Raw genomic sequence first — 24,411 nt, forward strand, 5'->3', positions numbered from 1 at the left:
TCACCTTCACCGGAAGGATGACGCCTTGATCTCCGATACATGCCTTTCCGCGCCCGATCCTGCCGCTCCTTTGTCCAAGGACGCGCTGCGCGCCCAGCTGCGGCGCTTCCTCGACGAGGAGCCCGCGGACGACGACAACCTCATGGATTTCGGCCTGAACTCCATCGCCGCCATGCAGATCGTCAGCGAGTGGAAGGCGGCGCGCGTGGAGGTGAGCTTCGTCGAACTCGCCCGCTGCGCCACCCTCGACGCCCTCTGGGATTTGCTGAAGAGCAAGTCCACCGGCGCAGCGTGAGGAGGCGGCGGTGGACGACCAGCACGTCAACCCCTTCGACGACGAGCGCCACGCCTTCCTGGCGCTGGTGAACGCCGCCGGCCAGTACAGCCTGTGGCCCAATTTCCGCGCGCCGCCCCCGGGCTGGCGCATCGTGCACGGACCCGACGCGCGCGCGGCCTGCCTCGCCTTCATCGAGAGCGAATGGCGCGACCTGATGCCCATCGCCGGCTGACCGGAAGACGTTTCCCATGCGCATGCTCCCCCTCGTCAGCACCCAGCTCGGCATCTGGCTCGCCGACCAGATCGACCGGCGGGGCAACACCTATGTCATCGCCCACGCGGTGGAACTCGACGGTCCCGTCGCGATCGACGTCCTCGCGGATGCGGTGGTGTCCGGCCTCGCCGAGGCGGACACCGTCGGCGCGCGCTTCTTCTCGGACGCGGCGGGCACTTGGCAGGTGCTGCCGGAGGCCGGCGTGCCGGCCGGCGCGAGGCTGGAGCATCTGGACCTTTCCGGCACCGCCGATCCCGCGGCCGCGGCTCAGGCGCTGATGGCGGAGGACATCGCCGAGGGCCTGCCCGCGAATGGCGCGCGCCCGCTCTGCCGGCAGGTCCTCATGCGGCTTGCGCCCGACGGGGCGCCGCCGCGCTGGCTGTGGTACCAGCGCTATCACCATTTGATGCTGGACGGCTTCAGCTTCACCGCCCTCACGCGCCGCATCGCCGAGATCTATACAGCGCGGGCGGAGGGGCGGCCGGCGGGTTCCTCGCCCTTCACCGGCGCGGCAGCGGTGGTGGAGGAGCATTGCGCCTATGTGGCGTCCCCGGCGTGTGGTCGGGATCGCGCCTTCTGGGGTGCCTATTGCCGGGATCTTCCCCCCCCCTGCGACCTCTCGGCCCGCTTCGGGGCTGGCCCGGCGGAGGGCGCGCCCGCCCGCATCATCGCGTCCAGCCGGACCTTTCCGCAGGAGATGCTGCCGGCGCTGGAGGGCATCGCCGCAGACGCCGGTGTCGCCGTGTTCGACATCCTGATGGCCGCGGTGGCGGCTTATCTCCACCGCATGGGCGGCGGGACGCAGCAGGTGCTGGGCGTGCCCTTCATGCGGCGCATGGGTTCGGCCGCCGCCGCTGCCGTGGCGCCGATGGTCAATGTTCTGCCGGTGCGCATCGAGATCGATCCGGCCGCGGGGCTGCTGCACACGTCGGAACGGGTGAAGGCCGCCCTGCGCGAGGTGCGACGCCACCAGCGCTACGATGCCGAGCAGATCCAGCGCGACCTCGGCTATGTGGGCAGCGGCCGGGCGCTCTACGGCCCGGTGGTGAACTATCGCCTGTTCGACTACGACCTCACCTTCGGCGGGGTGCGCGGCACCACCCGTCACATCGCCACCGGCCCGGTGGACGACATCGAGTTCGGCCTCCAGATCCATGATGGGCGGATCACATTGGAGCTGCGCGCGGATTCGGGCCGCTACGCTCCGGCCGATCTCACGCGCCACGGTGCCCGGCTGGAATGCCTGCTGGAAGCGTTCCGGCAGGCGCCCCGAACCCCGGTCTGCGCGCTGCCCGTCATGGGGCCGCAGGAGGCCGGCGCTCTCGCCCGCTGGGCCGAAGGCGTGCCGACGCTGCCACTCGACGGCGCAACGACGATCCTCGACCTCTTCGTGTCGCAAGCGGGCCGCACGCCCGACGCGGTCGCCCTCGTCTGCGGGGCGCGGCGGCTCACCTTCGCGGCGATGTCTACGCAGGCGTTTCGGCTGGCGCGCCGGCTGATGGCGGAGGGCGTAGGACCGGGCGAGCCGGTGGCGGTCGCCCTGCCGCGCTCGGCCGATGCGGTTATTGTCCTCATGGCGGTGCTGGCCAGCGGCGGCGCCTACATGCCGCTCGACCTTGACCATCCGTCGGATCGCCTCGCCGCCATGTGCGCCGATGCCGGCCCCCGGCTGGCGCTGACCACGCAGGCGGCGGCACGCCATGTACCGGCCGGCGTCCGGGCGCTGTGCCTCGATGACCCGGCGTTTTCCGCCGCCGTCGCCGGCCTGTCCGGCATGGCCATCCGCGCCGACGAGCGCGCCCGGCCGATCCGCGCGGAAGACGTGGCGGCCCTCATCTTCACCTCGGGCTCCACCGGACGCCCCAAGGGGGTGATGAACACCCACGGCGCGCTCCTCAACCTTGTCTCCTCCCATTGGCGCGATATCTACGGCCCCGGCCTCGAAGCGTTCCGCGCCCGGCATCCGGGCCGCGCGCTGAGGGCTGCGCACACCCATTCCTTCGCCTTCGATTCCTCCTGGCTCCAGCTGTTCTGGATGATCCTGGGGCAGGAACTGCACGTCATCGACGAAGACCTGCGGCGCGATGCGCACGCCCTCGTTGCGCACATGCGCGATCGATCGATCGATGCGTTCGACCTGCCGCCCTCCTTCAGTGCGCAGATGCTGGGCTCAGGGCTGATGGAGGGGGGCGAGCATCATCCGACCGTGCTGCTGATCGGCGGCGAGGCGGCGTCGCCCAGCCTGTGGAGCGCCCTGCGGCGCCATCCCGCCCTTCACGCCCACAATCTCTATGGACCGACCGAATACACCGTGGACACGCTGCGCGCGGACGTCCACGAGACGCTGGCCCCCGTCGTGGGCCGGCCCATCGGCAACACGCGCGTCCGGGTCCTCGACCGGCGGCTCGACGCCGTTCCCACCGGTGCCGTGGGCGAACTCTACATCTCAGGCCCCGGCCTTGCCCGCGGCTATTGCGGCCGGCCCGGCATGACCGCCGAACGGTTCGTGGCCGATCCGGCCGCCGACGGCGGGGTCCTGTATCGCACGGGCGATCTGGTGCGATGGACGGCGGATGGCCAGATCGAGTTCCTCGGCCGCGCCGATCATCAGGTCAAGATCCGCGGCTACCGCGTCGAGCTGACGGAGGTCGAGAGCGCGCTCGCCGCGCTGCCGGGCGTCGAGACCGCGCTGGTGGTGGCCGAGCCCATCAACGAGAGCCACCGTCTCGTCGCCTATTGCACGCTGGAAGGCGTGGATGATCCCCGCGCGCGGGCCTGGCGCGCGCAGGACCTCCGCAGCTCGCTCAGGGATCGCCTGCCGGACTACATGGTGCCGGCCATCATCATGATCCTGGAGGCCTTCCCGCTCAATGTGAACGGGAAGGTGGACCGTGCCCGCCTCCCGTCGCCGTCCGCGGCCGTGGCCGTTGCGCCATCGACGCCCGAGGAAATGCGCGTGGCCCGGGCCATGGCGGCGGCCCTCAAATTGCCGGCGGTGGACGCCGAAAGCGACTTCTTCGCGCTGGGGGGCGACAGCATCAGCGCCATCGTGCTGTGCAATCTGCTGCGCGGCGAAGGGTTTTCCCTGCGCCCGCGCGATGTCTTCCTGTGCCGCGATCCCCGCCGCATGGCCCATGCCATGGCGGCCATCGCCCCCGCTGCCGCCTCGGCCACGCCTGCGCCGCAGCACCGGGTGGCCCCGATGGAGATGATGGCCCTCAAGGCCCGCTATGGCGCCATCTCCGAGGTGCTGCCGGTGCTGCCGACGCAGAAGGGCATGCTGTTCCACGCCCAGCTCGGCGGTCAGGCGGACAATTACAACGCCTTCACCCGCATCGAGCTGGAGGGTCCCCTCGACGTGGCGCGCCTCAGGCGGGCGTTCGATACCGTGATGCGCCGGCATCCCCAGCTTGGCGGGCTGTTCGACACGGCTGGCGAGGAGCCGCTGCTGGTGGTGCCGGAGCCTGGGCAGGGGGCGGGTGAGGGGCCCCTGTGGCCCTTCGCCGTTCATGACCTCGTGGCGCTGGAGCCCGGCGCGCGCGCCGCAGCCCTCGAACGGATCGAGGCCGGGGCAGGGGAGCGCAACCTCGTCGCGCCCGCCTTCCGGCGGCTCGTCCATGCCGACCTCGTGCGCCTTGCGCCCGAGCGCCATGTGCTCATCGTCCTTGTCCATCACCTGATGATCGATGGCTGGTCCACGCCGCTGCTGCTCCGTGACGTCGTCCGTGCCTATCGCGAGGACGCCCCGCTTGCAGCGCTGCCGGTCTCCTACGGGGAGGTGGTGCGAACCCTCGCGGCGCGGGACCTCTCGGAGAGCCGGTCGGTCTGGGCCGAGGCGCTCGCCGGCGTGGCGCCGTGCCGGTTGTTCGAGCAGGTGCCGCCCACCGGCACGGTGGAGGAAGCCGTCTTCACGCTGAGCCCCGAGCGGACAGAGGCGCTGCTCGGCGAGGCCCGGCGGCGCGGGGTCACGCTCAACATTCTGATGCAGGCGGTGTGGGGGGCGGTCGTCGGCGCCATGGCCGGGCGCGACGACGTGGTGTTCGGCACCCCCGTCTCCGGCCGCGCGGCGCAGGTGCCCGGGATCGAGGCGCAGGTGGGCCTGTTCCTCAACACGGTCCCCGTCCGCGTCCGTCTCGATGCCGGCGCGAGCCTGTGGGACCAGATGGAGGCCATGCAGTCCCGCCACGCCCGGCTGATGGAGCACGACGGGCTGGGGCTCGGCGAGATCCAGGAAGCCGCCGGCAGCGGCGCCCTGTTCGACACCCTTCTGGTGGTGGAGAACTATCCCGACAGCGACTATCTCGACCAGGACATGGCCGGCGTCAGGCTCGCCGACATCCGCAACCGCGGCTACAGCCATTATCCGCTCGCCTTGCTGGTGCTGCCCGGCGCCGCGCTGACCCTGCTGGTGGAGAACCGGGGGGCGCTGGCCGACGCCGGGGCTTTCGCCCGCCGCGTCGCCGGCCTCCTCGATGCCCTCGCCACCGCGCCCGGCCTGCCGCTCGCCGCGCTCCCCATGGCCTCCGCCGAGGACCTCTCCTTCATGGCGTCCATCAACGCCACGGAGCGGCCTTTGCCGGCGCTCACCCTGCGTGACCTCCTGGTGGCGCAGGCGGCGCGCACGCCGGAGGCGGTGGTGCTGGTGGACGAGGCCCATGCGCTCACCTTCAGCGAGGTGCGCCACCAGGTGCTGCACCTTGCGGGGGAACTGCGCGCGGCCGGGGTTCTCCCCGGCGACGTGGTGGCTGTGGCGCTGCCGCGCTCGGCGCGGCTCAGCCTCGCCCTGCTGGCGGTGATCGAGGCCGGCGCCGCCTTCCTGCCCCTCGACCTCGGCTATCCCGCCGAGCGGCTCGCCTACATGCTGGACGACGCCGCGCCCCGGCTCGTCGTCACCGACAGCGCCACGCGTCCGCTCTTGCCGGAGCATGTGCCGGCGCTCCTCTTCGATACCCTCGCCGACCCCGATGCCGAGGCCGGGGAATATGTGCCGATGGACGGCCTCACGCCCGATCATCCCGCCTATGTGCTCTACACCTCCGGCACCACCGGCCGGCCCAAGGCGGCGGTGATCTCCCATAGGGCCATCGTCAACCGCATCCTGTGGATGCAGCACGCCTATCCGCTCGATGGCAGCGACGTGGTGCTGCAGAAGACGCCGTGCGGCTTCGATGTCTCGGTGTGGGAATTCTTCTGGTCCTACATCGTCGGCGCCCGGCTGGTGATGGCGCCGCCGGAGGCGCACCGCGATCCCGATGCCCTCATCGGCCTCATCGCCGCGCACGGCGTAACGACCCTGCATTTCGTGCCGTCCATGCTCGTCCTCTTCCTCGATGCGGTGGGAGAGGCCGGACGGGGGGCCGAGTGCGGCAGCCTGCGCACGGTGTTCGCCAGCGGCGAGGCGCTGGGGAAGGGTCTCGCCCGCAGCTTCGCCGCCGCGCTTCCCGCCGCGCGGCTGCACAATCTCTACGGCCCCACCGAGGCCGCGGTGGATGTGACCTATGCGCCTGCCAGCGGGCCGCTCGCCGAGGGCGAGGGGGGCGTGCCCATCGGCCGGCCGGTGTGGAACACCGCGCTGCGCATCCTCGACCATCATCTGCGGCCGGTGCCGGTGGGGGGTGCGGGCGAGCTTTATCTCTGCGGCGTGCAGCTCGGCCACGGCTATCTCAGTCGCCCCGGACTTACCGCCGAGCGGTTCGTCGCCGATCCCTTCGCCGAGGGCGCGCGCATGTACCGCACCGGCGACGTGGCCCGCTGGCTGGCCAGTGGCGAGGTGGAGTATCTCGGCCGCACCGACCACCAGATCAAGATCCGAGGCCAGCGCGTGGAGCTGGGCGAGATCGAGGCGCAGATGGAGCGCATGCCGGGGGTGGCCCGCGCCGTCGCCCATGCGGCGAGCCTCGGCGGGGCGACGGCCACCACAGGCGCCGATACGCGCCAGATCGTCGGCTATCTGGTGCCCGCCCCCGGCGCCACCCTCGACCTTGATGCGGCGCGCGCGGCGCTCAAGGCTGTACTGCCGGCCCATATGGTGCCCGCCGCGCTGATGGTGCTCGATGCCGTGCCGCTCTCCCCCAACGGGAAGCTCGACCGCAAGGCCCTGCCCCTGCCCGACAGGCCCTGCGCGGGCGACGGCGGACGGCCGCCGGCGGCGGGGCTGGAAAGCCGGCTTGCCGCCATCTTCGCCGACCTTCTGGAACGCGAGACGATCGGCGCGGACGACGACTTCTTCGCCTTCGGCGGCCATTCCCTGCTGGCCATGCGGCTTGCGGCGCGCATCCGGCGCGAATTGAAGCGGCAGGTCTCGGTGGGGCAGATCGTGCTGATGCCCACCGTCGCCCGGCTCGCCGAGCATCTGGTTGCCGGCGAAATCGTGGACGGCATGGCGAAAAGCGGCTTCGACCTGGTGGTGCGGCTGCGCGAGGGGCGCGGCACGCCGCTGGTGTGCATCTATCCGGCCTCGGGCGTGTCCTGGCAGTACAGCGTGCTGTCGCGCTACCTGCGCCGCGACATGCCCATCGTCGGCCTCCAGTCGCCCCGGCCGCACGGCCCCATCGCCACCAGTGCCGACATGGACGAGGTGTGCGAGCGCCAGCTCGCCATTCTGCGGGAGGTGCAACCCAACGGCCCCTATTATCTCCTCGGCTACTCGCTGGGCGGAACCATCGCCTACGGCATGGCGGTGCGGCTGCGCCGGCAAGGCGAGGACGTGCGCTTCCTCGGCCTGCTCGACACCTATCCCGCCGAGGCCCACGACTGGAGCGATCCCGAGGGCGCGCAGGCCAATATCGGCGCCGAGCGCGAGCAGGAGAAGTTCATCAACGACGCCATGGCCGATGTGATGGACGACGACTTTCGCCGCGAGAAGGAGGAGATGTTCGGCCACATCTTCGAGAATTATCGCGATGCCGTGACCCTGCTCTCGCAGGCAAGGACCGACGACTACGACGGCCACGTCACCCTCTTCGTCGCGTGCAAGTCCATGCTGCCGGAGATCGACCCCGAAAGCGTGTGGACGCACCGCGTCGGCCGCCTCTCCATCCACCGCCTCGCCCACTGCTCGCACGAGGACATCGTTTCCCCGGCCTCGCTGGAAATCCTCGGTCCCCTGCTCAACGCACTGATCGAGGAGAGCGATGCGGGGGAACGCAGAGGCCTGCGCCTCGTCAGCCAGATGGCGGGTTAGCCCGCTTCTCCTTCAACCCCACGGAGGTCGGCCATGAATGCGCTGGCACGTCCAAAAACCGTCTCGTCCTTTGGTCCCGCGCCCCGGCCCTTCAGTCGTGCGGCCCCGCAGGGGGCGGAGCCCGCCTTTCCGCTGCCGGGCGCTGCGGGCAGCCTGTTCGCCTTCCAGTCGCGCGGACGGCTTCTGCACGGCATCGGCGCGGCCAAACCGGTGCCGCGCGGGGCGGTGGACACGCTGGCGGGGCGGCTCGACGCCTTTTTCCGCGAAGCCGGCCGCGAAGCCCTGCTGGCGGGGGCCCTCCCGTTCGACCGCGCCGCCGGGGACTGCCTTTGGCAGGCCGCCGAGGTGGTGCGATCCGGTGCGCCCGACGCGGCGGCACCTGCCGCGCAGCGGGCCGGATGGACCCTCGCGCCCGAGCCTTCGGTCGACGCCTACGCGGCCTCGGTGCAACACGCCCTCGACCTGATGGCCGCCGAAGCCGGACAGCCCGGCGGTCTGGAAAAGATCGTGCTCTCCCGCAGCCTCGTCGCCACCGCCGGCACGGAGATCGACCTGCCGGCCCTTTTCCGCCGGCTTGCCGCCGACCCGGCCGCCACCGCCTTCCTTGTCCCGCTCCCCGCGCAGGGGGGCGCGCCGCGCATGATGGCGGGCGCCACGCCGGAGCTGCTGGTGTCGAAGACCGGCGCGCGCATCTCCTCCCACCCGCTCGCCGGGTCCGCCCGCCGCAAGGCCGATCTCGCCGAGGATGCCGCTGCCGCTGCCGCCCTTGCCGCATCGGGCAAGGACCGGCGCGAGCATGGGCTCGTCGTGGAGTTCATCCTCGACACGCTGGCCCCGTTCTGCCGCCGCCTGTTCCGTCCGGAGGGAATGGCGCTCGCCAGCACGGCCAGCATGTGGCACCTCGGCACCCGTATCGAGGGCGAGCTGAGGGACCCAGACCATTCCGCCGCTTTGCTCGCCGCCACGCTGCACCCGACCCCCGCCGTGTGCGGCGTGCCGCGCGCGGCGGCCGCCCGTCGCATCCGCCCGCTCGAAGGCTATGACCGCGGTTTCTACGCCGGCGCCGTGGGCTGGTGCGACGGGCGCGGCGACGGCGCCTGGCATGTCACCATCCGCTGCGCCGAAATCTCGGGGGCGACGGCCCGGCTCTATGCCGGTGCCGGGATCGTGGCGGGGTCCGACCCCAAGGCCGAGACGGAGGAGACCGCCGCCAAGTTCGGCGCCCTGTTGAACGCCCTCGGCATTTCCCTCGCTGCCGGGGGCCGCTCGTGAGCGCCCCCCGGCAGACCTGGCCCGAGACCTTTGCCGCGCGCTACCGCGCCGCCGGATACTGGCGCGGCGAGACCTTTCCCGCCCTGCTGCGCCGACAGGCGGCGACACGGCCGGATGCGATCGCCATCGTCGACGGGGCGCGGCGCTGGACCTATGGCGAGCTCCACCGCCGCGCCGAGGCCCATGCGGCCGGCTTCCTCGCCCTCGGGCTCGCGCCCGGGGAGCGGGTGCTGGTGCAGCTCGGCAATGTGGCGGAGTTCTTTTCCGTTGTGTTCGGCCTGTTCCGCGCCGGACTGCTGCCGGTCTATGCGCTGGCAGCCCACCGGCTCGCAGAGGTGGCGCACCTCGCCCGCTGCTCGCAGGCGGCCGCCTATGTGGCGTGCGAGCACTATGCCGGCTTCGACTATCGCCCGCTCGCCCGCGCCCTCAGAGCCGAGGCCCCGGCGCTGCGCCATGTGGTGATGGTTGGGGGTGAATTGATCGCGGACGCTGATGGCTTCCTGCCGCTGGACGCCGTGACCGGCACCGGACCCTTGCCGGACGATCCCGATCCGGCATCGGTCGCCTTCCTGCAGATTTCCGGCGGCAGCACCGGCCTGCCGAAGCTCATTCCCCGCACCCATGACGACTACATCTACAGTTTTCGCGCCAGCAACGAGATCTGCGGCGTCACCGCCCGCACGGTCTATCTCGCCGCGCTGCCGGTGGCGCACAATTTCCCCATGAGCTCGCCGGGCCACATGGGCACGCTCCATGCGGGCGGCCGGGTGGTGCTTGCGCCGGCGCCGAGCCCGGAGGTGGCCTTTCCCCTCATCGCCCGCGAGAAGGTCACGCTCACCGGCCTCGTGCCGCCCCTCGCGCTCCTGTGGATGCAGGCGGCGACGACGACGGCGCACGATCTCTCCAGCCTCGAAGTGCTGCAGGTGGGCGGCGCCAAGTTCGCGCCCGAGGCCGCGCGGCGGGTGCGGTCCACCCTCGGTTGCGCACTTCAGCAGGTGTTCGGCATGGCCGAGGGGCTGGTGAACTACACCCGGCTCGACGACCCCGACGCGGTGGTGATCGAGACCCAGGGCCGCCCCATCAGCCCCGACGACGAGGTGCTGGTGGTGGACGACCTTGGCCATCCAGTGCCGGACGGCACGCCCGGGCATCTTTTGACGCGCGGCCCCTACACCATCCGCGCCTATCACGACGATCGCGCCGCCAATGCGCGGAGCTTCACGCCGGACGGCTTCTACCGCACCGGCGACATCGTGCGGCGCCTGCCGGGAGGCAATTTGGAAGTGCAGGGCCGGGCGGGCGATCACATCAACCGCGCGGGCGAGAAGATTTCGGCCGAGGAGGTGGAGGACCATCTCCTCGCCTATCCCGCCATCTTCGACGCCGCTGTGGTGGCCATGCCCGACCCGCTCCTAGGCGAGCGCAGCTGTGCCTTCGTCATCGCCAGGACGCCGGGGCTGAAGGCGTCGGAGGTGAAGGCCTTCATGCGCGGGCGGGACATCGCCCCGTTCAAGGTGCCGGACCAGGTGGTGCTGGTGGACGCCTTCGCCACCACCGCCGCCGGCAAGGTCAGCCGCAAGGAGCTGCGCGCCCGCCTGAGGGACATGCTCATCGCCCGCGAGAAGGAGACCGCCTGATGTCCGCCGCAACCGCCCGTGCCGCTGCCCCCGCCGCCCCGCGGCCCGGCCTTCCCGCCATCGCGCCCTATGCGCTGCCCACCCAGTCCGACCTGCCGAAGGCGCGCGCGCCCTGGGTCGCCGAGCGCCAACGGGCGGCGCTCCTGGTGCACGACATGCAGCGCTATTTCCTGCGTCCCTACGCCGCGGAGGCGAGCCCCCTCGCGCCGGTTGTGGCCAACATCGCCCGTCTGGTCGCGCACTGCCGCCATGTAGGTATCCCGATATTCTACACCGCGCAGGACGTGAAACAGGACCGGCGCGACCGGGGGCTCCAGGCCGATCTCTGGGGACCCGGCATGACTGACACTGCCGAACACCGCCCGATCGTGCCTGAACTGGCACCGAACGATACCGACATCGTGCTTGTCAAACACCGGTACAGTGCCTTCCAGCGGAGTAATCTTGAGCCGCTGATGCGCGCCCGCGGCCGGGACCAGCTCGTCATCTGCGGCGTCTACGCCCACATCGGCTGCCTGCTCACCGCCGCCGACGCCTTCATGCGCGACATCGAGCCCTTCTTCATCGCCGATGCGGTGGCCGACTTCTCTCGGGAAAAGCACGATTCCGCAATTGCTTACGTCGCGGACGTGTGTGGTGTGCCACTGCTCGCGCAGCAGGCCGTGGATGATCTGTGAGCTACCGCAGGAGGTGCTGATGCGTCCGTCCGGCCTTGAAGGCAGGCTCATCTTCGTCACCGGTGCCTCTGGCGGCATCGGCCGCGCCGTCGCCGAGGCCTTCCTTGCAGAAGGCGCGCGGGTTGTGGCTACAGACATTGATATTGCTCGACTTTCGCCCTCCGATCACCTGCACCCCATGGTGCTCGACGTCGCGGATCCGACTGCCACCGAAGCCCTGGTGGCAGAGGTGGAATCGCGGTTCGGGCCGATCCATGCCGGGATCAGCGTCGCCGGCATTCTGGCCACAGGACTGGTGACGGAGACCTCCGACTTCGACTGGCGCCGCGTCTTCGCCGTAAACGTGGACGGGGTGTTCCACCTCGGCCGGGCGCTGGGCCGGCGCATGGTCCCGCGCGGGGAAGGGGCGATCGTGGTGGTCAGTTCGAATGCCGCGGGTGTGCCGCGCCATGCCATGGCGGCCTACGCCGCCTCCAAGGCCGCCGCCACGATGTTCACCCGCTGCCTCGGGCTGGAACTGGCGCCGCATGGCATCCGCTGCAACATCGTCGCCCCCGGATCGACCCTGACGCCCATGCAGACGGGCATGTGGCCCGGTTCGGAGGGCGCCGCAGCCGTCATCGCCGGCTCGCCGGAAACCTTCAAGGCCGGGATTCCGCTCGGCAAGCTCGCGACGCCACAGGACGTGGCGGATGCTGTGGTGTTTCTCGCCTCCGATCGGGCCGGCCACATCACCATGGCCGACCTCTATGTGGATGGCGGGGCGACCCTGCGCGGCTGATGGCGCACGATCTCGGCTGACGCCTACCGACGCTTGAACTTGGGCGGCACGCCATAGACCTTCTTGAAGGCCACAGTGAAGTTGGAAGGGTCGGCATAGCCGGCCGAATAGGCGGCCTGGGCGATGGTGACGCCCTCGCGCTCCAGAGAGGCGCAGGCCTGCGCCAGCCGCTCGCGGCGAATGAACTCGAACACGGTCATCTGGAAGTGTTCCTTGAAGTGCCGTTGTACTGAGGAGACGCTGGCCCCCACTTCCGCCGCGATTTCCTCGATGGTCAGGCTCTTGTCGAGATTTTCCAGCACGTAGTCGCGCACCCGCTCGCTACGACGCCGGCTCACCAGCTGTGGCCGGGGCCGTTCCTCCTCGCAGCGTTCGGACATGGCCACGCAGGCGAGGCACATTATGTCGAGAGCCCGCGAGTTGCGGTAGAGCGCCCGCACTTCCCCTTCCATGGACGGCGGCGGCTGGAGGATCTGCTCTGCGAGCTGCCGGACGTGGACGCTGACGGGAAAACTCATATGGGCCAGATGCGTGGACAGGAAATCGTGCAGGGCGGAACTGCCGTTTCCGCGGGTCCGCATGAGCCAATCCATCCAGGGATGGGGGGCCGAGATCATGATCTTCCGTAAGGGAATATTGCTGTCGTTCTCGAATCGCAGGCGGGCAAATCGGGCCACATTGAGCAGGAAGACAACCGGACGCGCATCGTCGCCGCAGCCCGCGTCGATCCGGAATGGCGCGTCGTCGATGACGAAATGCTGGGCTCCCTGCAGGAGCACCATGACGACGAACTTGGGCCAAATCTCATAAACCGTTGTGTCGGGCGCGCAATTCGGCTCCCCGTCGACGGTTCCGACGAACAAATGCTGTGGGATATCCATTCTCAAAACCGCACTTTAGAATTCCTAAGATTCAAGACCTGCATTTCGGGCTGTCCGCATGCCGTTTCTGCGAAAATCTTTGCTGCTCGCGCAACGACCACTGACATCGACGCATGAAATACTAAATCTTATACATGGGGTGCTGCGTCAAGGTTTCTCACGCGAAGGGGCGCGCGTGACGTGTTTTCAGGGGCTTGGACCATGGTCTTTCATTGCCGATCCGCTTTCGGTTTTCGCTCGGCATTTCGCGCCGGACTCCTTGGGGCTGTCAGTCTGCTGGCGGTCAGTGCCGCTCAGGCGCAGGAGAGCGCCAACGTCGCGCTGGGAACGGTGAATGTCGACGCCCTTGATGAGCGCGGAGACGGCCCGGTGCAGGGCTATGTCGCCCGCCAGAGCCTGAGTGGCACCAAGACGGACACGCCCATCGCCGAGACGCCGCAATCCATCTCCGTGGTGCCGCGGCAGCAGATGGAGGACCAGCAGGTCGAATCCGTCGCCGAAGCGCTGCGCTACACGCCAGGCGTGTTCTCCGAATATCGCGGCGCCTCGAACGTGCGGGACGAGGTTATCGTCCGCGGCTTCGCCTATGTGCCTCGCTATCTCGACGGCATGCTGCTGGGCGGTGATGTCGACTATGCCAAGATCTACCCATATCTGCTCGAACGAGTGGAACTGCTCGCCGGTCCCTCGTCGGTGCTTTACGGGCAGGTCAATCCCGGCGGCATCATCAACATGGTCAGCAAGAAGCCGATCTTCGACCGCCCGCTGCGCGAGATCGAGCTGACCGTCGGCAACAACATGATGTTCCAGGGCTCGTTCGACTTCTCCGACCGCATCGTCGGTAGCGATACGCTCGCCTTCCGGATCGTCGGAACCGGCCTTTCCACCAACCTGCAGGAGAATTTTGCGAAGCAGCAGGGCATCGCCGTCGCCCCCTCGCTGACCTGGGCGCCGAGCCCCGACACGACCCTCACCATTCTTTCCGGCTTCGAGTACGAGCCCGACTTCGGATACCGTAACTTCCTCGATGCGGCCGGCACCGTGTGGCCCATCAAGGGCTATGGCTATGTGCCGCGCGACTTCTTCGTCTCCGATCCGAACTACGAGACCGCCGAGCGCACGCAGGCGTGGATCGGCTACGAGTTCGAGCACAAGGTGAGCGACGCGCTGACCCTGCGACAGAAGCTGCGCTATTATTGGGTGGATTATGACCAGTACACGCTGGTATGGGGGTGGACCAGCGCAGACCCGAAGACGGGGGCGAACACCGTGGTTCACCGCACGGCTTCCGGCGGCGGCGACACCTGGGGCACCTTCACTAACGACAACCAGGCCGAGTTCAAGCTTTCCACCGGCCCGGCGGAGCACACGATCCTTGCCGGTCTCGACTATCGCTTCCGCTCGCGCGAGTATAATTGGGGCTACAACTGGTCGGACGTTCCCACCATCAGCCTCACCAACCCGATCTACGGCTATAATTTCTCCAATCTGGTGCTAAGCCCCTATTCGGACCAGGATCTGTCCGCGAGCCAGCTCGGCGTATATCTCCAGGATCAGGTGAAAATCGGCGACCTGCACCTGATCGCCGGTATCCGCGAGGACTGGGCCGACACCTCCATCACCGAATATGTGAGCCCGAGCGCCCTCGGCTACAATGACAGCGCCTTCACCTATCGGGTTGGCGCGCTCTACACCTTCTCCAACGGCATCGCGCCCTATGCGAGCTATTCGACCTCGTTCGAGCCGGCAATCTATGCGCCGCCCTCCGGCGAGGCTCCGTTCAAGCCGACCACGGCGCAGCAGTTCGAGGTGGGTGTGAAGTATGCGCCGGAAGGCACCCGCACCCTGCTCACTGCGGCCTATTACGACATCTGGCAGCAGAACGTGGTGCAGAACATCTATGTCCCGACCTATGGCGCCTATGTCTATCAGCAGATCGGCGAGGTTCATAACCGCGGCTTCGAATTCTCCGCCCGGACCGAGGTGAACAAGAACCTCTCACTCATTGCCGCTTATTCCTATATCGACAGCACCATCACCGAGACCGGCGTGGCGAGCGAACTGGGCAAGACCCCCTCGCGCATCCCGCAGAACACGGCGTCCCTTTGGGCCACCTACGCCTTCGACAGCGGCACAATGCGCGGGCTGGAGGTGGGCGGAGGCGTGCGCTACATCGGCACCAGCTGGGGCAACAATGCCAATACCTTCGAGGTGCCCGCCTATACCCTGTTCGATGCCATGCTGAAGTATGACCTCGGCGTGCTCGACGCCCGGATGAAGGGGGCCCAGGTGCAGCTCAATGCCAAGAATATCGGCAACCTCACCTATGTGGCCTCCTGCGCCAATGCCTATTCGTGCTTCTACGGGGAGGGTCTCTCGGTGACCGGGAGCGTGAAATACAATTGGTGAGGCGCGCCGCATCATTCGGGGGCGGGTCGAAAGAACGGGGTGGGCCTCGCGCACGCCCCGTTCTTCCCTCCGCCCGCATCCTGTTCGCGCTGGCCATACTGGCGTTTGCGCCTGGGCCGCTGCGCGCGGCGGACACGGGGGCTGCGATGGATCGGCCTTTGGCACCCGGCGGTCTCGCTGATGGTGGGCGTGTCGACCTGGCGGAGTTGCCTGCCGGCGGCAGCATGATCCATGCGCTCGATGCCCGTCCGGGCGACTATGTTCGCGGCCTGTTGAAGGTCAAGGCGGGCCGCTTCGATCTCGACCTCGTCCTCGCCGACGGACGTCACCTCAGGCGGCTCGCCAGCGATGCCGAGGGGGTAGCAACCTTCCAGTTCATGGTGCCGCAGGCCGGTCTGCGGCTGGTGACGACGGCGCGCGCGGCGGGGACGGCATCGCTCGAGATCACGTTGCGTCTCGCACCCGGTGACCAGAAGGCGCCGGCCTCTTCGCTGATGAGCCCGAGGATGGCCGCACTCTCCGCAGAGATCACACAAGGTGGGACGACGGAGACCTTCTGGCGGGAGGCGTTTCAGCGCGGCACGCCGCTGGTGGAGCCCGCCGGGGACGGCGACGTCATCCTCACCTTCCTCGCGCGCGCCGCCCGCAATAACGTCCGTCTGGTCGGCGCTCCCTCCGGCGACCATGAATGGCTGCAGCGGCTTGGCGACAGCGATGTCTGGTTCAAGAGCTTTCGGGTTCCTCCCGACTCCCGCCTGTCCTACAAGCTGGCGCCGGACGTGCCGGACCTTCCGACCAACCGGAGGGAACGCCGCATGGCTCTCTTGGCCACGGCCGCAGCCGATCCGCTGAACCACGCGCCCTGGCCCGCCGACGCGCCGGACGCCTACAATCAGGATTCGACGCTGGAACTGCCCGGGGCTCCGCTCCAGCCCGGCCTGACGCAGAGGGATGTTCCATCCGGGACCCTTTCGGAGGTTCGGCTTGCCAGCCGGCGCCTCGGCAACACCCGCACGATCACGATCTACACCCCGCCGGGCTTTGATCCGAAGGACCCGCGCAACGTCTTGCTCATTGTCTTCGACGCCCGCGCCTATCTCACCAAGGTGCCGACCCCGACCATCCTCGACAATCTCATGGCCGAGGGTCGGCTTCCGCCCGTGGTTGCCATCTTCATCTCTGAAATCGATCCGCCGACACGCAGCCAGGAGCTACCGGGCAATGACGCCTTCGCCGATTTCGTGGCCGATGAGATGCTGCCGCTCGTCCAGGCCCGGACCGGGGGGGAGATCCCGGCCTCGCGCACCATCCTCGCGGGATCGAGCTATGGAGGACTTGCGGCCGCGACGGTCGCGCTCCGCCATCCGGACCGCTTCGGCAATGCCATCGCCTTGTCCGGGTCCTTCTGGTGGCATCCGGAGAGCGCGCCTAAGACCGCTCCGGAGCATGTGGCTATGCTGGTGGCGACAACGCCGGTTCGCGCCGTGCGTTTTCACCTGACCGCCGGCCTGTTCGAGGCAGCGCACGAGGATACGCCGGGCATTCTGGAGACATCGCGCCACCTGCGCGATGTGCTGCAGGCGAAGGGATATGACGTGAGTTACCGCGAATATGCCGGCGGGCACGACTATCTGGTCTGGCGCGGCGCCCTCGCCGATGCCCTGCTCGCGCTCGTGCCGCGCCTCTAACTCGAAGAAAAGGGAACGCGTCTATCGATAATAGGCCGCGAGGCGCATGCCTGCGATCTCGTGCACGGCGATGTCCATGTCGTAAACGGCGCGCAGCACCTCCGGCCGCATGACGGCCGCGGGTGCGTCCTGGAGGATCAGCCGCCCCTCCTTCATGGCGACGATCCGGTCCGCGTGGCACGACGCGAAATTGATGTCGTGGATCACCACCACCACCGTCTTGCCGAGATCGTCAGCCGCGCGTCGCAGCAGGCGCATGATCGCCGCGGCATGCTTCATGTCGAGATTGTTCAGCGGCTCGTCCAGCAGCAGGCAGGCGGGATCCTGCGCGAGCACCATGGCGATGAAGGCGCGTTGCCTCTGCCCGCCGGACAGTTCGTCGATGAGCCGGTCCTGCACTGAAGACAGGTCCACATAGGCGATGGCGTCGGAAACCCGCTCGGCGTCCTCGCGGGTGAGGCGGCCCCGGGAATAGGGGAAGCGGCCGAAGGCGACCAGCTCGGCCACAGTGAGGCGCGGGGTGATCTGGTTGTTCTGCTTCAGGATGGCGAGCCGGCGGGCCAGAACCGCGCCGGGCGTCGAGAAGACGTTCAGCCCGTCTACATGCACGGTCCCAGCATCGGGCGAGAGCAGGCGGGCCATGATGGAGAGGAGGGTGGATTTTCCGGCGCCGTTCGGCCCAATGAGGGCGGTGAGGCCGCCCTTCGGCAGGCTCAGGCTGACATCGTCGAGCACCCGCGTGGTGCCAAAGGATTTGGAGACGTTGGCGACCTTGATCATGCACGCGCCCCGCGCAGCAGAAGCAGGATGAAGACGATGCCGCCGCCGAACTCGATGACCACGCTCAGGGCTGCGTCATAGCCCAGCATGCGCTCCAAGACGGTCTGGCCACCGGCAAGGCAGGCGATGGCGATGAGGGCGGCTGCCGGCAGGGTGTAGCGGTGGCGGTCGGTGCCGAGGGCGATGTAAGCAAGGTTCGAGACCAGCAGCCCGAAGAACATCACTGGCCCGACCAGCGCTGTGGACACGGACACCAGCAGCGCCACCAGCACGATGAGAAGCATCACCGTGCGGCCGTGATCAACGCCCAGGCTGAGCGCCGCGTCGCGGCCCAGCGCGAGCACGTCGAGCACCGGCACGAGCCGCGCCACCACGACACAGGCGGCGAGAATGATCAGGGCGGCCACCGGCAGCAGGGTCGTGTCCACCATGTTGAAGCGGGTGAACATCATGGACTGGAGCACCGAGAACTCGTTCGGGTCCAGTATGCGCTGGAGGAGATTGGCGAGCCCGCGGCACAGTACCCCGAAGACGAGGCCGGACAATACCACCAGATGAAGTCCGCGCCGCCCGTCGAACAGCCAGCGGAACAGGGCGAGCGCCGTCGCGGTCAGCAGCGCGGCCTCCGCGAAAAAGCGAAGTCGGGGATCGAGCGCCGTCGCGGCGCCTCCACCGAGCGAGAACACCGCAAGCGTCTGCAGCGTCACGTACAGGGCGTCGAAGCCCATGACGGCAGGCGTGAGAATGCGGTTCTCCGTGAGGGTCTGGAACAGCACCGTGGACACCGCGACCGCGATACCCACCAGCACCAGCCCCGCCAGCTTTCCGCCGCGCAGGGTGAGAACGAAGCCCCAGTTTCCGCGTGCGCCCACGATCATGAAGCTCGCCATCGCCAGCAGCGCAACGAAGCCGAGGAGAAGGAGCACGTTGCGTGCCCGGGCGTGTCCTGCCTCAACCAAGGCGCAGCCGCCGCCTGAGGAGGAGATAGAGAAACAGCGCGCTGCCCGCGACGCCGGCCACCGTGCCCACCGGGATTTCATAGGGATAGCGCACCAGCCGCCCGACGATGTCGCAGGCGAGCAGGAAGACCGCTCCGGCCAGCGCGATCCAGGGCAGCGTCCGGCGAAGATTGTCGCCGAGCGCCAGGGCCACCAGATTGGCGACGATCAGGCCGAGGAAGGGGACGGCTCCGGCCGTGGCGATGCAGGCGGCGGTGGCGAGGGCGACGATGGAGAGGCCCATGGCGACGATGCGCCGGTAATCGAGGCCGAGATTGGTGGCGAAGGCATCGCCCAACCCGGCGGCGGTGAAGCGATCGGCTGTGGCATAGGCGATGCCCGCCAGCACAACCGTGAGCCAGAGCAGTTCGTAGCGCCCCCGCAGCACGCCGGAGAAATCGCCTGTCGTCCACGCCCCCAGTGCCTGCAGGAGATCATAGCGATAGGCGATGAAGACCGAGAGGGCGTCGATGACCCCGCCGAGCATCAGCCCCACCAGCGGCACCAGCACCGCGCCGCGGAAAGCCACGCGGGCGATGATCTTGAGAAAGAGCAATGTGGCGGCGAGGGCGAAGGCGGTCGCCACCCCCATCTTCGCGAGCGGCGGCCAGTCCGGCGCTGCGATGGTGGCGACGAGAAGGCCAAGCGTCGCCGCTTGCGCTGTTCCTGCCGTGGTCGGCTCCACGAAGCGGTTGCGGAACATCATCTGCATGAGCGCCGCGCAGACGCCCATGGCGAGGCCGGCGAACACCAGTGCCAGCGTGCGGGGGATACGGCTCGCTGCCAGCACCAGCAGACCGTGTCCCGCCTCTCCCGTGAGCAACACCATCGGTGTCGCGCCGACCCCTACGAGCACGCTTACCCCCGCCAGCGCCATGAGGCCGGCGAGCGCGCCGACGAATGGCGGCCAGAACACGCGCGCGGTGCCGGGAGATCCCTCGCGGGGCAGCATGTCTATTGGCCCTGCTTCGCCTCGAAGGCGGAAGCGAGTGTCTCGACAATAATCGGCAAAGCAGCGCCGCCATTGCCGACGATGTACCAACGGACCGGGTCCAAATAGAGGATGCGGCCGCTCCGCGCGGCGCGGGTGGCGGCGATGATCTCGTTGTCCATCACGGCGCGCGCTGCCGTGCCTGCATGGCCAGTCGCAGCATCGCGGTCGAGCACCAGAAGCCAGTCCGGATCCGTCTTGAGGATGTATTCGAAGGACACGACCTCGCCATGGGCGGATGCCGCGGCGCTCTTGGCGATGGGCCTCAGCCCCAGTTCGTCGTAGAGCCAGCCGAAGCGCGAGCCGGCGCCGAAGGCCGTGAGCTTGCCGCCGTTGACCATCACCAGCAGGACGGTACCGGCCTTGGAAGCCGTCGCCTTGACCCGTCGGATGGCCGCATCGAGCCGTGCCGTCAATGCGGCCGCCTCCGTCTGCTTGCCGTAGAGGCGGCCCAGGAGTTCAACCTGCGCCCGCGTGCCCGACACGAAGCGGTCCGCGGGCACGGTGAGGTCGATGGTCGGCGCGAGACGCGACAGGTCAGCATATTTCGCGGCGGAGCGCGGCCCTACGATGATGAGATCCGGCTCTGCCGCGTTCACGGCCTCGTAGTCGGGTTCGAACAGAGTGCCGACCTTCGCGTAGCGGCGGTCACGATACGTCGCAAGGTAGTCGGGAAGATTGGAGCCGGGCACGCCGACGACCGCAGCACCCAGCGCATCGAGCGTATCGAGGGCACCGATGTCGAAAACGACGGTCCTTTGCGGAGGTGCCTGGACTGTCGTCTTGCCGCGCGCGTGTTCCACGACGACTTCGGCCGCGCCGGCCGCGGGCGCCAGCAGCGGCGCGCCGAGGATCGTCAGCAAGAGCCACGCCCGCCGGGCGAGGCCGAGTGAAGTTAACGTGCGAACAAGAGCTGACATGGATACGCGCGCCGTTCCCGCAAATGTTTTTGACGATTGCTCAAAGATCATGATCTATTTGGAAGTATTAGCATTTCTTTTAGCGAAAGCACATCCGGGCGCACGCGACTTGTACCGCAGTCCTTTGCCGCGCCGGGCGTGAGGATCAGGCACCGGCGTCACCGTATGGATTTGGGCGGAACGCCGAAGGCGCGCTTGAAGGCGGTCGAAAAATTGGCGGAGGAGGTGTAGCCGGCAATGGTCGCGGCTTCGGTCACGGAGATGCCTTCCGCTACCAGCGTATCGCGCGCCCGCTCCAGCCGCCGCTTTCTGACGTATTCGAAAACGGTGCTACCGAAGACGCTGCGGAAGGCGCGTTGGAGGCTGGTCACGCTCATGCCGGCCTCCTGCGCCACCTGCTCCAGGCTGAGACCCTCCCCGAGCCGTGCTTCGAGATAATCCTGCACGAGCCACATGCGCTGCTTGAGCCTGGGCCGTGGGCGTTCTGGCTCGACCGCTCCGTCCCCGATCATGGAAAACGCCTCGAACAGCAATTCCATCGCCCGGCTCTCCAAATAGAGATCGCGCAGGAATGGAGCATAGGGCGGCGCCAGCAGAATCTGCTCGGCGATGCCCGCGAGCCGGGCGGAGGCGGTCCAACGCACGTTGGCGAGGTGGTCGCCGGTGATGCGGCGCATCTGGCCCTGCCGATCCATCCTGTCCGCCTCCGCGGCGGCAAGCCATTCGGCTGGAACGGTGATGTTCACCTTGCGCACGTGCAGTCCGCGGCGGCCCTTGCGGACGAAGAGGTCCGGCTGGGTGCGCACCAGCAGCGCCGCATCGCCGCCAGCCGCCCGGCCAAAGCGGAACGGCCGTCCGCCGAGCGACACGTCCGCATGACCTTCCAGGAACAGACTGAGCGTAATGCCCTCGGAATGCACAACCTGGCTTGTCAGGTCGTGCAGATCCCAGGTGTCGGTGGCGTGAACGACGACGCCGCTGCGCAGAGCGGTCATCACATAGCTGCCGCGCAGAACTGGCACGTTGGCTACGGACTGCGGCGCCGTTACGGAAAAGGCGGTGCCCGCGAGGCGCGACAAGGCGGCGATCTGGGCGCAGCTCACCAGTTGGTCCTCGCCCATCGGCGGGGCCACCGGCCGCCCCTGCAGGCGTCGATGCGGTGAAGGATCGCTCATGGTCCAAATGGGCGCGCCTCACCCGCGCCTGTCAACCGGTGCCAGAAAGGATTGACTTATTATCATTCCAATCAATGAGAATTCGTGCGCCTGAAGCTCTATCAGTTCCATTCTTTAGGTGAGCGCACAAAGGATTTACATCATCCCGCAAAGGACCCTACGGGCAATTTAGGCAAGACTCCCATCCCGCACGGTTTGTCTTGCTTATGGGTATCAGGCGGGGATTGTGATGCGTCGTTTTCGACTTTCGGACAAAGGTGCGGTTGCGCCCGAACTGCCTGCACGCCGCGCGGGAGCGGCGCTGATTTCCGGTGTGGTGGTCTCGGCGCTGGCGGCGGTTCCGGCACTTGCGCAGACGGTGGAGCCGGAAACCTTCATCGGCACGGTGTCGGTGGATGCTGAGAGCGGACAGGCGAGGGTCTATACCGAGGGCAAGGACACGTACACGGCCTCCGAGACTACCGTGGGCGTCGGCGCGCCGACGCCGGTGCGGGAAATCCCCCAGTCCATCTCCACAGTGACGCGCCAGCGCATCGACGACCAGAACTTCACCCAGCTGGAAGACGCCATGCGCCGCACCACCGGCATGGTGATCCTTGCCAACGACCAGGGCCGCTCCTCCATCTTCTCCCGCGGCTTTGAGATCGACACGCTGCTGGTGAACAACCTGCCGGCGCCGCTCTCGTCCATCCTCGGCACCCAGCCGGACCTGTTCATCTTCGATCGGCTCGACGTGCTGAAGGGGCCGGCCGGACTGTTCTACGGCAGCGCCGGCGGCGGCAACGGAGGGCCGGGCGGCGTTATCAACGGCACGCTGAAGCCAGCCCTCGACAAGTATTTCCTCAATTCCAACGTCAGCTACGGCTCTTGGGATTTCATGCGCGCCGAGGTAGACGCGGGCGGCAAGCTCAACGAGAAGGGCACGGTGCGCGCGCGCATCGGCGGAGCGTTCCAGGACCGCGACAGCTTCGTCGACTACAACCAGAACCAGGTCTGGGTCGGCTACGGCACGCTGGCGTTCGACATCACCGACGACACCACCCTCTCGCTCTATGCCTGGCACCAGGAGCGCGAGATGCTGCCCTTCAACGGCCTGCCGGCCATCAATCTCGGCAATGGCGAGGGCAAGCTCTTGAACGTGCCGCGCTCGACCTTCGTCGGTGGCCTGTGGAACCGCTTCGACAACGAGACCACGGACTATCTCGCCGAGCTGAAGCACGACCTTTCCAACGGCGGCGAAGCCAAGGCCTCGCTGCGCTATTCGGACCGCTACATCGACTACAAATACGCCTATGGCCGGTCCGCCGTGAGCACCAACCCGGCCACGCTCGGCAATTTCACCATGCAGTACACGGCGGCGAAGGTGTGGGAGACCTCCCTCTCCGGCGACGCCCATGTGGCAACCCCGGTCCAGGCCTTCGGCCAGGAGCACAACATCACCTTCGGCGCCGACTTCCGCAGCGTGGACCAGACCCAGCTCTCGCCCACCTCGACCACGCTGCCCGGCACCTACAACATCTATAGTTTCAATCCCTATGCGGTGCCCGAACCCGTCACCGTCTACAACCGGGAGAGCGTGACCGACCCGACCCAGTACGGCGTCTATGGCCAGGCCAAGATCAACCCCATCGAACAGGTCCATATCATCCTCGGCGGGCGGTTATCCTGGTACGACGCGACCTCAAACGTCACCACCGCAACCGGCGGCAGCCTCACGCGCACCACGAGTTCCGTGGATATCGACAACGAATTCCTGCCCTATGCGGGCTTCGTGGTGGATCTGACCACGGAGGTTTCCGCCTATGGCAGCTACACCACCACCTTCGTGCCCCAGACCGAGTTGAACGCCGCCGGCGACGTGCTGCCGCCACGCCAGGGCTACCAGTATGAGGCGGGGCTGAAAGGTTCCTTCTTCGATGGGGCGCTCAATGCTTCGGCGGCCATGTTCATCATCCGCGACAACAACCGGGCGCTCGCGACCGACGTGGCAAATGTCTACGTGGCCTCGGGCGAGGTGCAGGTCTCGGGCTGGGAGGCAGAAGTCAGCGGCAAGCTGGCGCCGGGCTGGGAGATCTATGCCGGCTATACCTACACCGAGACGGAATATCTCACCGCCACGCCGGCCCAGTTGAAGGCGGGCTTCAGCACCTATACGCCGAAGCACAACTACAATCTGTGGACCAAGTACGAGTTCCAGGACCCCACCCTGAAGGGCTGGCATGTGGCGGGGGGCGTCAAGATCCTGTCCAGCTTCTACACCAAGTCCGGCGGTGTGACCCTCACCGAGGACGGTTACACGGTGGTGGACGCGCAGATTGGCTATAAGTTCAACGACAATTGGAAAGCCACGCTCACCGCCACCAACATCTTCGATGAAGTCTACTACACCCGCGTCGGATCGACGGCCCTTTTCAATTTCTACGGCGAGCCGCGCGGCTACTGGCTGAAAGTGAGCGCGACCTACTGAC

Annotated in this window: 17 protein-coding genes; 11 read left to right on the top strand and 6 right to left on the bottom strand. The window is 67.9% G+C overall.

From position 1 onward, the window contains the following. Nucleotides 1-25 precede the first annotated feature (25 nt). Genes XAN126_RS0111085 through XAN126_RS0111115 form a run of 7 tightly spaced genes read left to right on the top strand, consistent with a single transcriptional unit; the run spans nucleotide 26 to nucleotide 12,101 of the window. On the top strand, nucleotides 26-295 hold the full coding sequence (locus tag XAN126_RS0111085) for a phosphopantetheine-binding protein (protein WP_024278666.1): 270 nt from the start codon (nucleotides 26-28) through the stop codon (nucleotides 293-295). 10 nt (nucleotides 296-305) lie between these two features. Further along, nucleotides 306-509 carry an MbtH family protein gene (locus XAN126_RS0111090; RefSeq protein ID WP_024278667.1) on the top strand — a complete coding sequence of 68 codons (204 nt, stop codon included), beginning with the start codon at nucleotides 306-308 and terminating at the stop codon, nucleotides 507-509. A 16-nt stretch (nucleotides 510-525) separates the two neighbouring features. Further along, nucleotides 526-7,734, top strand: a complete 7,209-nt coding sequence (locus XAN126_RS0111095; RefSeq protein ID WP_024278668.1) for a non-ribosomal peptide synthetase — start codon at nucleotides 526-528, stop codon at nucleotides 7,732-7,734. A gap of 33 nt (nucleotides 7,735-7,767) precedes the next feature. Next, nucleotides 7,768-9,006: an isochorismate synthase gene (locus tag XAN126_RS0111100; RefSeq protein ID WP_024278669.1), complete on the top strand. Its 1,239-nt coding sequence runs from the start codon at nucleotides 7,768-7,770 to the stop codon at nucleotides 9,004-9,006. Next, complete coding sequence (locus XAN126_RS0111105; RefSeq protein WP_024278670.1) at nucleotides 9,003-10,643, top strand: AMP-binding protein; 1,641 nt, start codon at nucleotides 9,003-9,005, stop codon at nucleotides 10,641-10,643. The genes XAN126_RS0111100 and XAN126_RS0111105 overlap by 4 nt, the downstream gene beginning before the upstream one ends. Next, nucleotides 10,643-11,320: an isochorismatase family protein gene (locus tag XAN126_RS0111110; RefSeq protein ID WP_051460585.1), complete on the top strand. Its 678-nt coding sequence runs from the start codon at nucleotides 10,643-10,645 to the stop codon at nucleotides 11,318-11,320. Before XAN126_RS0111105 ends, XAN126_RS0111110 begins: the two co-directional genes overlap by 1 nt. Continuing rightward, entirely contained in the window at nucleotides 11,310-12,101 is a 792-nt protein-coding gene (locus XAN126_RS0111115) for a 2,3-dihydro-2,3-dihydroxybenzoate dehydrogenase (RefSeq protein ID WP_245272240.1), read from the top strand. Before XAN126_RS0111110 ends, XAN126_RS0111115 begins: the two co-directional genes overlap by 11 nt. A gap of 23 nt (nucleotides 12,102-12,124) precedes the next feature. On the opposite strand, the gene XAN126_RS0111120 is transcribed toward XAN126_RS0111115, so the two are convergent. Next, nucleotides 12,125-12,883, bottom strand: coding sequence for an AraC family transcriptional regulator (locus XAN126_RS0111120; protein WP_245272241.1), 759 nt, complete (start codon nucleotides 12,881-12,883; stop codon nucleotides 12,125-12,127). Between the two features lie 429 nt (nucleotides 12,884-13,312). Between XAN126_RS0111120 and XAN126_RS0111125 the strand changes: the two genes are divergently transcribed. Both XAN126_RS0111125 and fes read left to right on the top strand, forming a co-directional pair. Further along, nucleotides 13,313-15,391 (top strand): TonB-dependent siderophore receptor, encoded by a 2,079-nt coding sequence (locus XAN126_RS0111125; RefSeq protein WP_024278673.1) that lies wholly within the window; start codon nucleotides 13,313-13,315, stop codon nucleotides 15,389-15,391. Between the two features lie 224 nt (nucleotides 15,392-15,615). Further along, on the top strand, nucleotides 15,616-17,079 hold the full coding sequence (fes, locus tag XAN126_RS0111130) for an enterochelin esterase (RefSeq protein WP_024278674.1): 1,464 nt from the start codon (nucleotides 15,616-15,618) through the stop codon (nucleotides 17,077-17,079). 21 nt (nucleotides 17,080-17,100) lie between these two features. Here the strand turns inward: fes and XAN126_RS0111135 are convergent, their stop codons facing one another. The 4 genes from XAN126_RS0111135 to XAN126_RS0111150 form a co-directional block, all read right to left on the bottom strand. Further along, a complete protein-coding gene (locus tag XAN126_RS0111135; RefSeq protein WP_024278675.1) occupies nucleotides 17,101-17,859 on the bottom strand; it encodes an ATP-binding cassette domain-containing protein in 759 nt (252 codons plus the stop codon). Then, entirely contained in the window at nucleotides 17,856-18,749 is an 894-nt protein-coding gene (locus XAN126_RS0111140) for an iron chelate uptake ABC transporter family permease subunit (protein ID WP_245272369.1), read from the bottom strand. Before XAN126_RS0111140 ends, XAN126_RS0111135 begins: the two co-directional genes overlap by 4 nt. A gap of 61 nt (nucleotides 18,750-18,810) precedes the next feature. Continuing rightward, nucleotides 18,811-19,809 carry an iron chelate uptake ABC transporter family permease subunit gene (locus XAN126_RS0111145; RefSeq protein WP_024278677.1) on the bottom strand — a complete coding sequence of 333 codons (999 nt, stop codon included), beginning with the start codon at nucleotides 19,807-19,809 and terminating at the stop codon, nucleotides 18,811-18,813. 2 nt (nucleotides 19,810-19,811) lie between these two features. Beyond that, a complete protein-coding gene (locus tag XAN126_RS0111150; RefSeq protein WP_024278678.1) occupies nucleotides 19,812-20,711 on the bottom strand; it encodes a siderophore ABC transporter substrate-binding protein in 900 nt (299 codons plus the stop codon). A gap of 55 nt (nucleotides 20,712-20,766) precedes the next feature. On the opposite strand from XAN126_RS0111150, the gene XAN126_RS28710 reads away from it, so the two are divergent. Next, the gene (locus XAN126_RS28710) at nucleotides 20,767-20,910 is read left to right on the top strand and encodes a hypothetical protein (protein ID WP_197024137.1); all 144 of its coding nucleotides are present in this window, start codon (nucleotides 20,767-20,769) and stop codon (nucleotides 20,908-20,910) included. A 16-nt stretch (nucleotides 20,911-20,926) separates the two neighbouring features. On the opposite strand, the gene XAN126_RS0111155 is transcribed toward XAN126_RS28710, so the two are convergent. Then, on the bottom strand, nucleotides 20,927-21,847 hold the full coding sequence (locus tag XAN126_RS0111155) for an AraC family transcriptional regulator (RefSeq protein ID WP_197024024.1): 921 nt from the start codon (nucleotides 21,845-21,847) through the stop codon (nucleotides 20,927-20,929). A 325-nt stretch (nucleotides 21,848-22,172) separates the two neighbouring features. Between XAN126_RS0111155 and XAN126_RS0111160 the strand changes: the two genes are divergently transcribed. Then, nucleotides 22,173-24,410: a TonB-dependent siderophore receptor gene (locus XAN126_RS0111160; RefSeq protein ID WP_081762611.1), complete on the top strand. Its 2,238-nt coding sequence runs from the start codon at nucleotides 22,173-22,175 to the stop codon at nucleotides 24,408-24,410. The last annotated feature ends 1 nt before the right edge of the window (nucleotide 24,411 follow it).

Source organism: Xanthobacter sp. 126 (assembly GCF_000526175.1).
GTDB lineage: Bacteria > Pseudomonadota > Alphaproteobacteria > Rhizobiales > Xanthobacteraceae > Xanthobacter > Xanthobacter aminoxidans.

Excerpts from the sequence above, each read along its gene's own strand:
- XAN126_RS0111095 (WP_024278668.1), top strand. The coding sequence starts at position 526 with ATGCGCATGCTCCCCCTCGTCAGCACCCAGCTCGGCATCTGGCTCGCC.
- XAN126_RS0111100 (WP_024278669.1), top strand. The coding sequence starts at position 7,768 with ATGAATGCGCTGGCACGTCCAAAAACCGTCTCGTCCTTTGGTCCCGCG.
- XAN126_RS0111110 (WP_051460585.1), top strand. The coding sequence starts at position 10,643 with ATGTCCGCCGCAACCGCCCGTGCCGCTGCCCCCGCCGCCCCGCGGCCC.
- XAN126_RS0111115 (WP_245272240.1), top strand. The coding sequence starts at position 11,310 with ATGATCTGTGAGCTACCGCAGGAGGTGCTGATGCGTCCGTCCGGCCTT.
- XAN126_RS0111120 (WP_245272241.1), bottom strand. The coding sequence starts at position 12,883 with ATGGTGCTCCTGCAGGGAGCCCAGCATTTCGTCATCGACGACGCGCCA.
- fes (WP_024278674.1), top strand. The coding sequence starts at position 15,616 with ATGATCCATGCGCTCGATGCCCGTCCGGGCGACTATGTTCGCGGCCTG.
- XAN126_RS0111135 (WP_024278675.1), bottom strand. The coding sequence starts at position 17,859 with ATGATCAAGGTCGCCAACGTCTCCAAATCCTTTGGCACCACGCGGGTG.
- XAN126_RS0111140 (WP_245272369.1), bottom strand. The coding sequence starts at position 18,749 with ATGGCGAGCTTCATGATCGTGGGCGCACGCGGAAACTGGGGCTTCGTT.
- XAN126_RS0111145 (WP_024278677.1), bottom strand. The coding sequence starts at position 19,809 with ATGCTGCCCCGCGAGGGATCTCCCGGCACCGCGCGCGTGTTCTGGCCG.
- XAN126_RS28710 (WP_197024137.1), top strand. The coding sequence starts at position 20,767 with ATGGATACGCGCGCCGTTCCCGCAAATGTTTTTGACGATTGCTCAAAG.
- XAN126_RS0111160 (WP_081762611.1), top strand. The coding sequence starts at position 22,173 with ATGCGTCGTTTTCGACTTTCGGACAAAGGTGCGGTTGCGCCCGAACTG.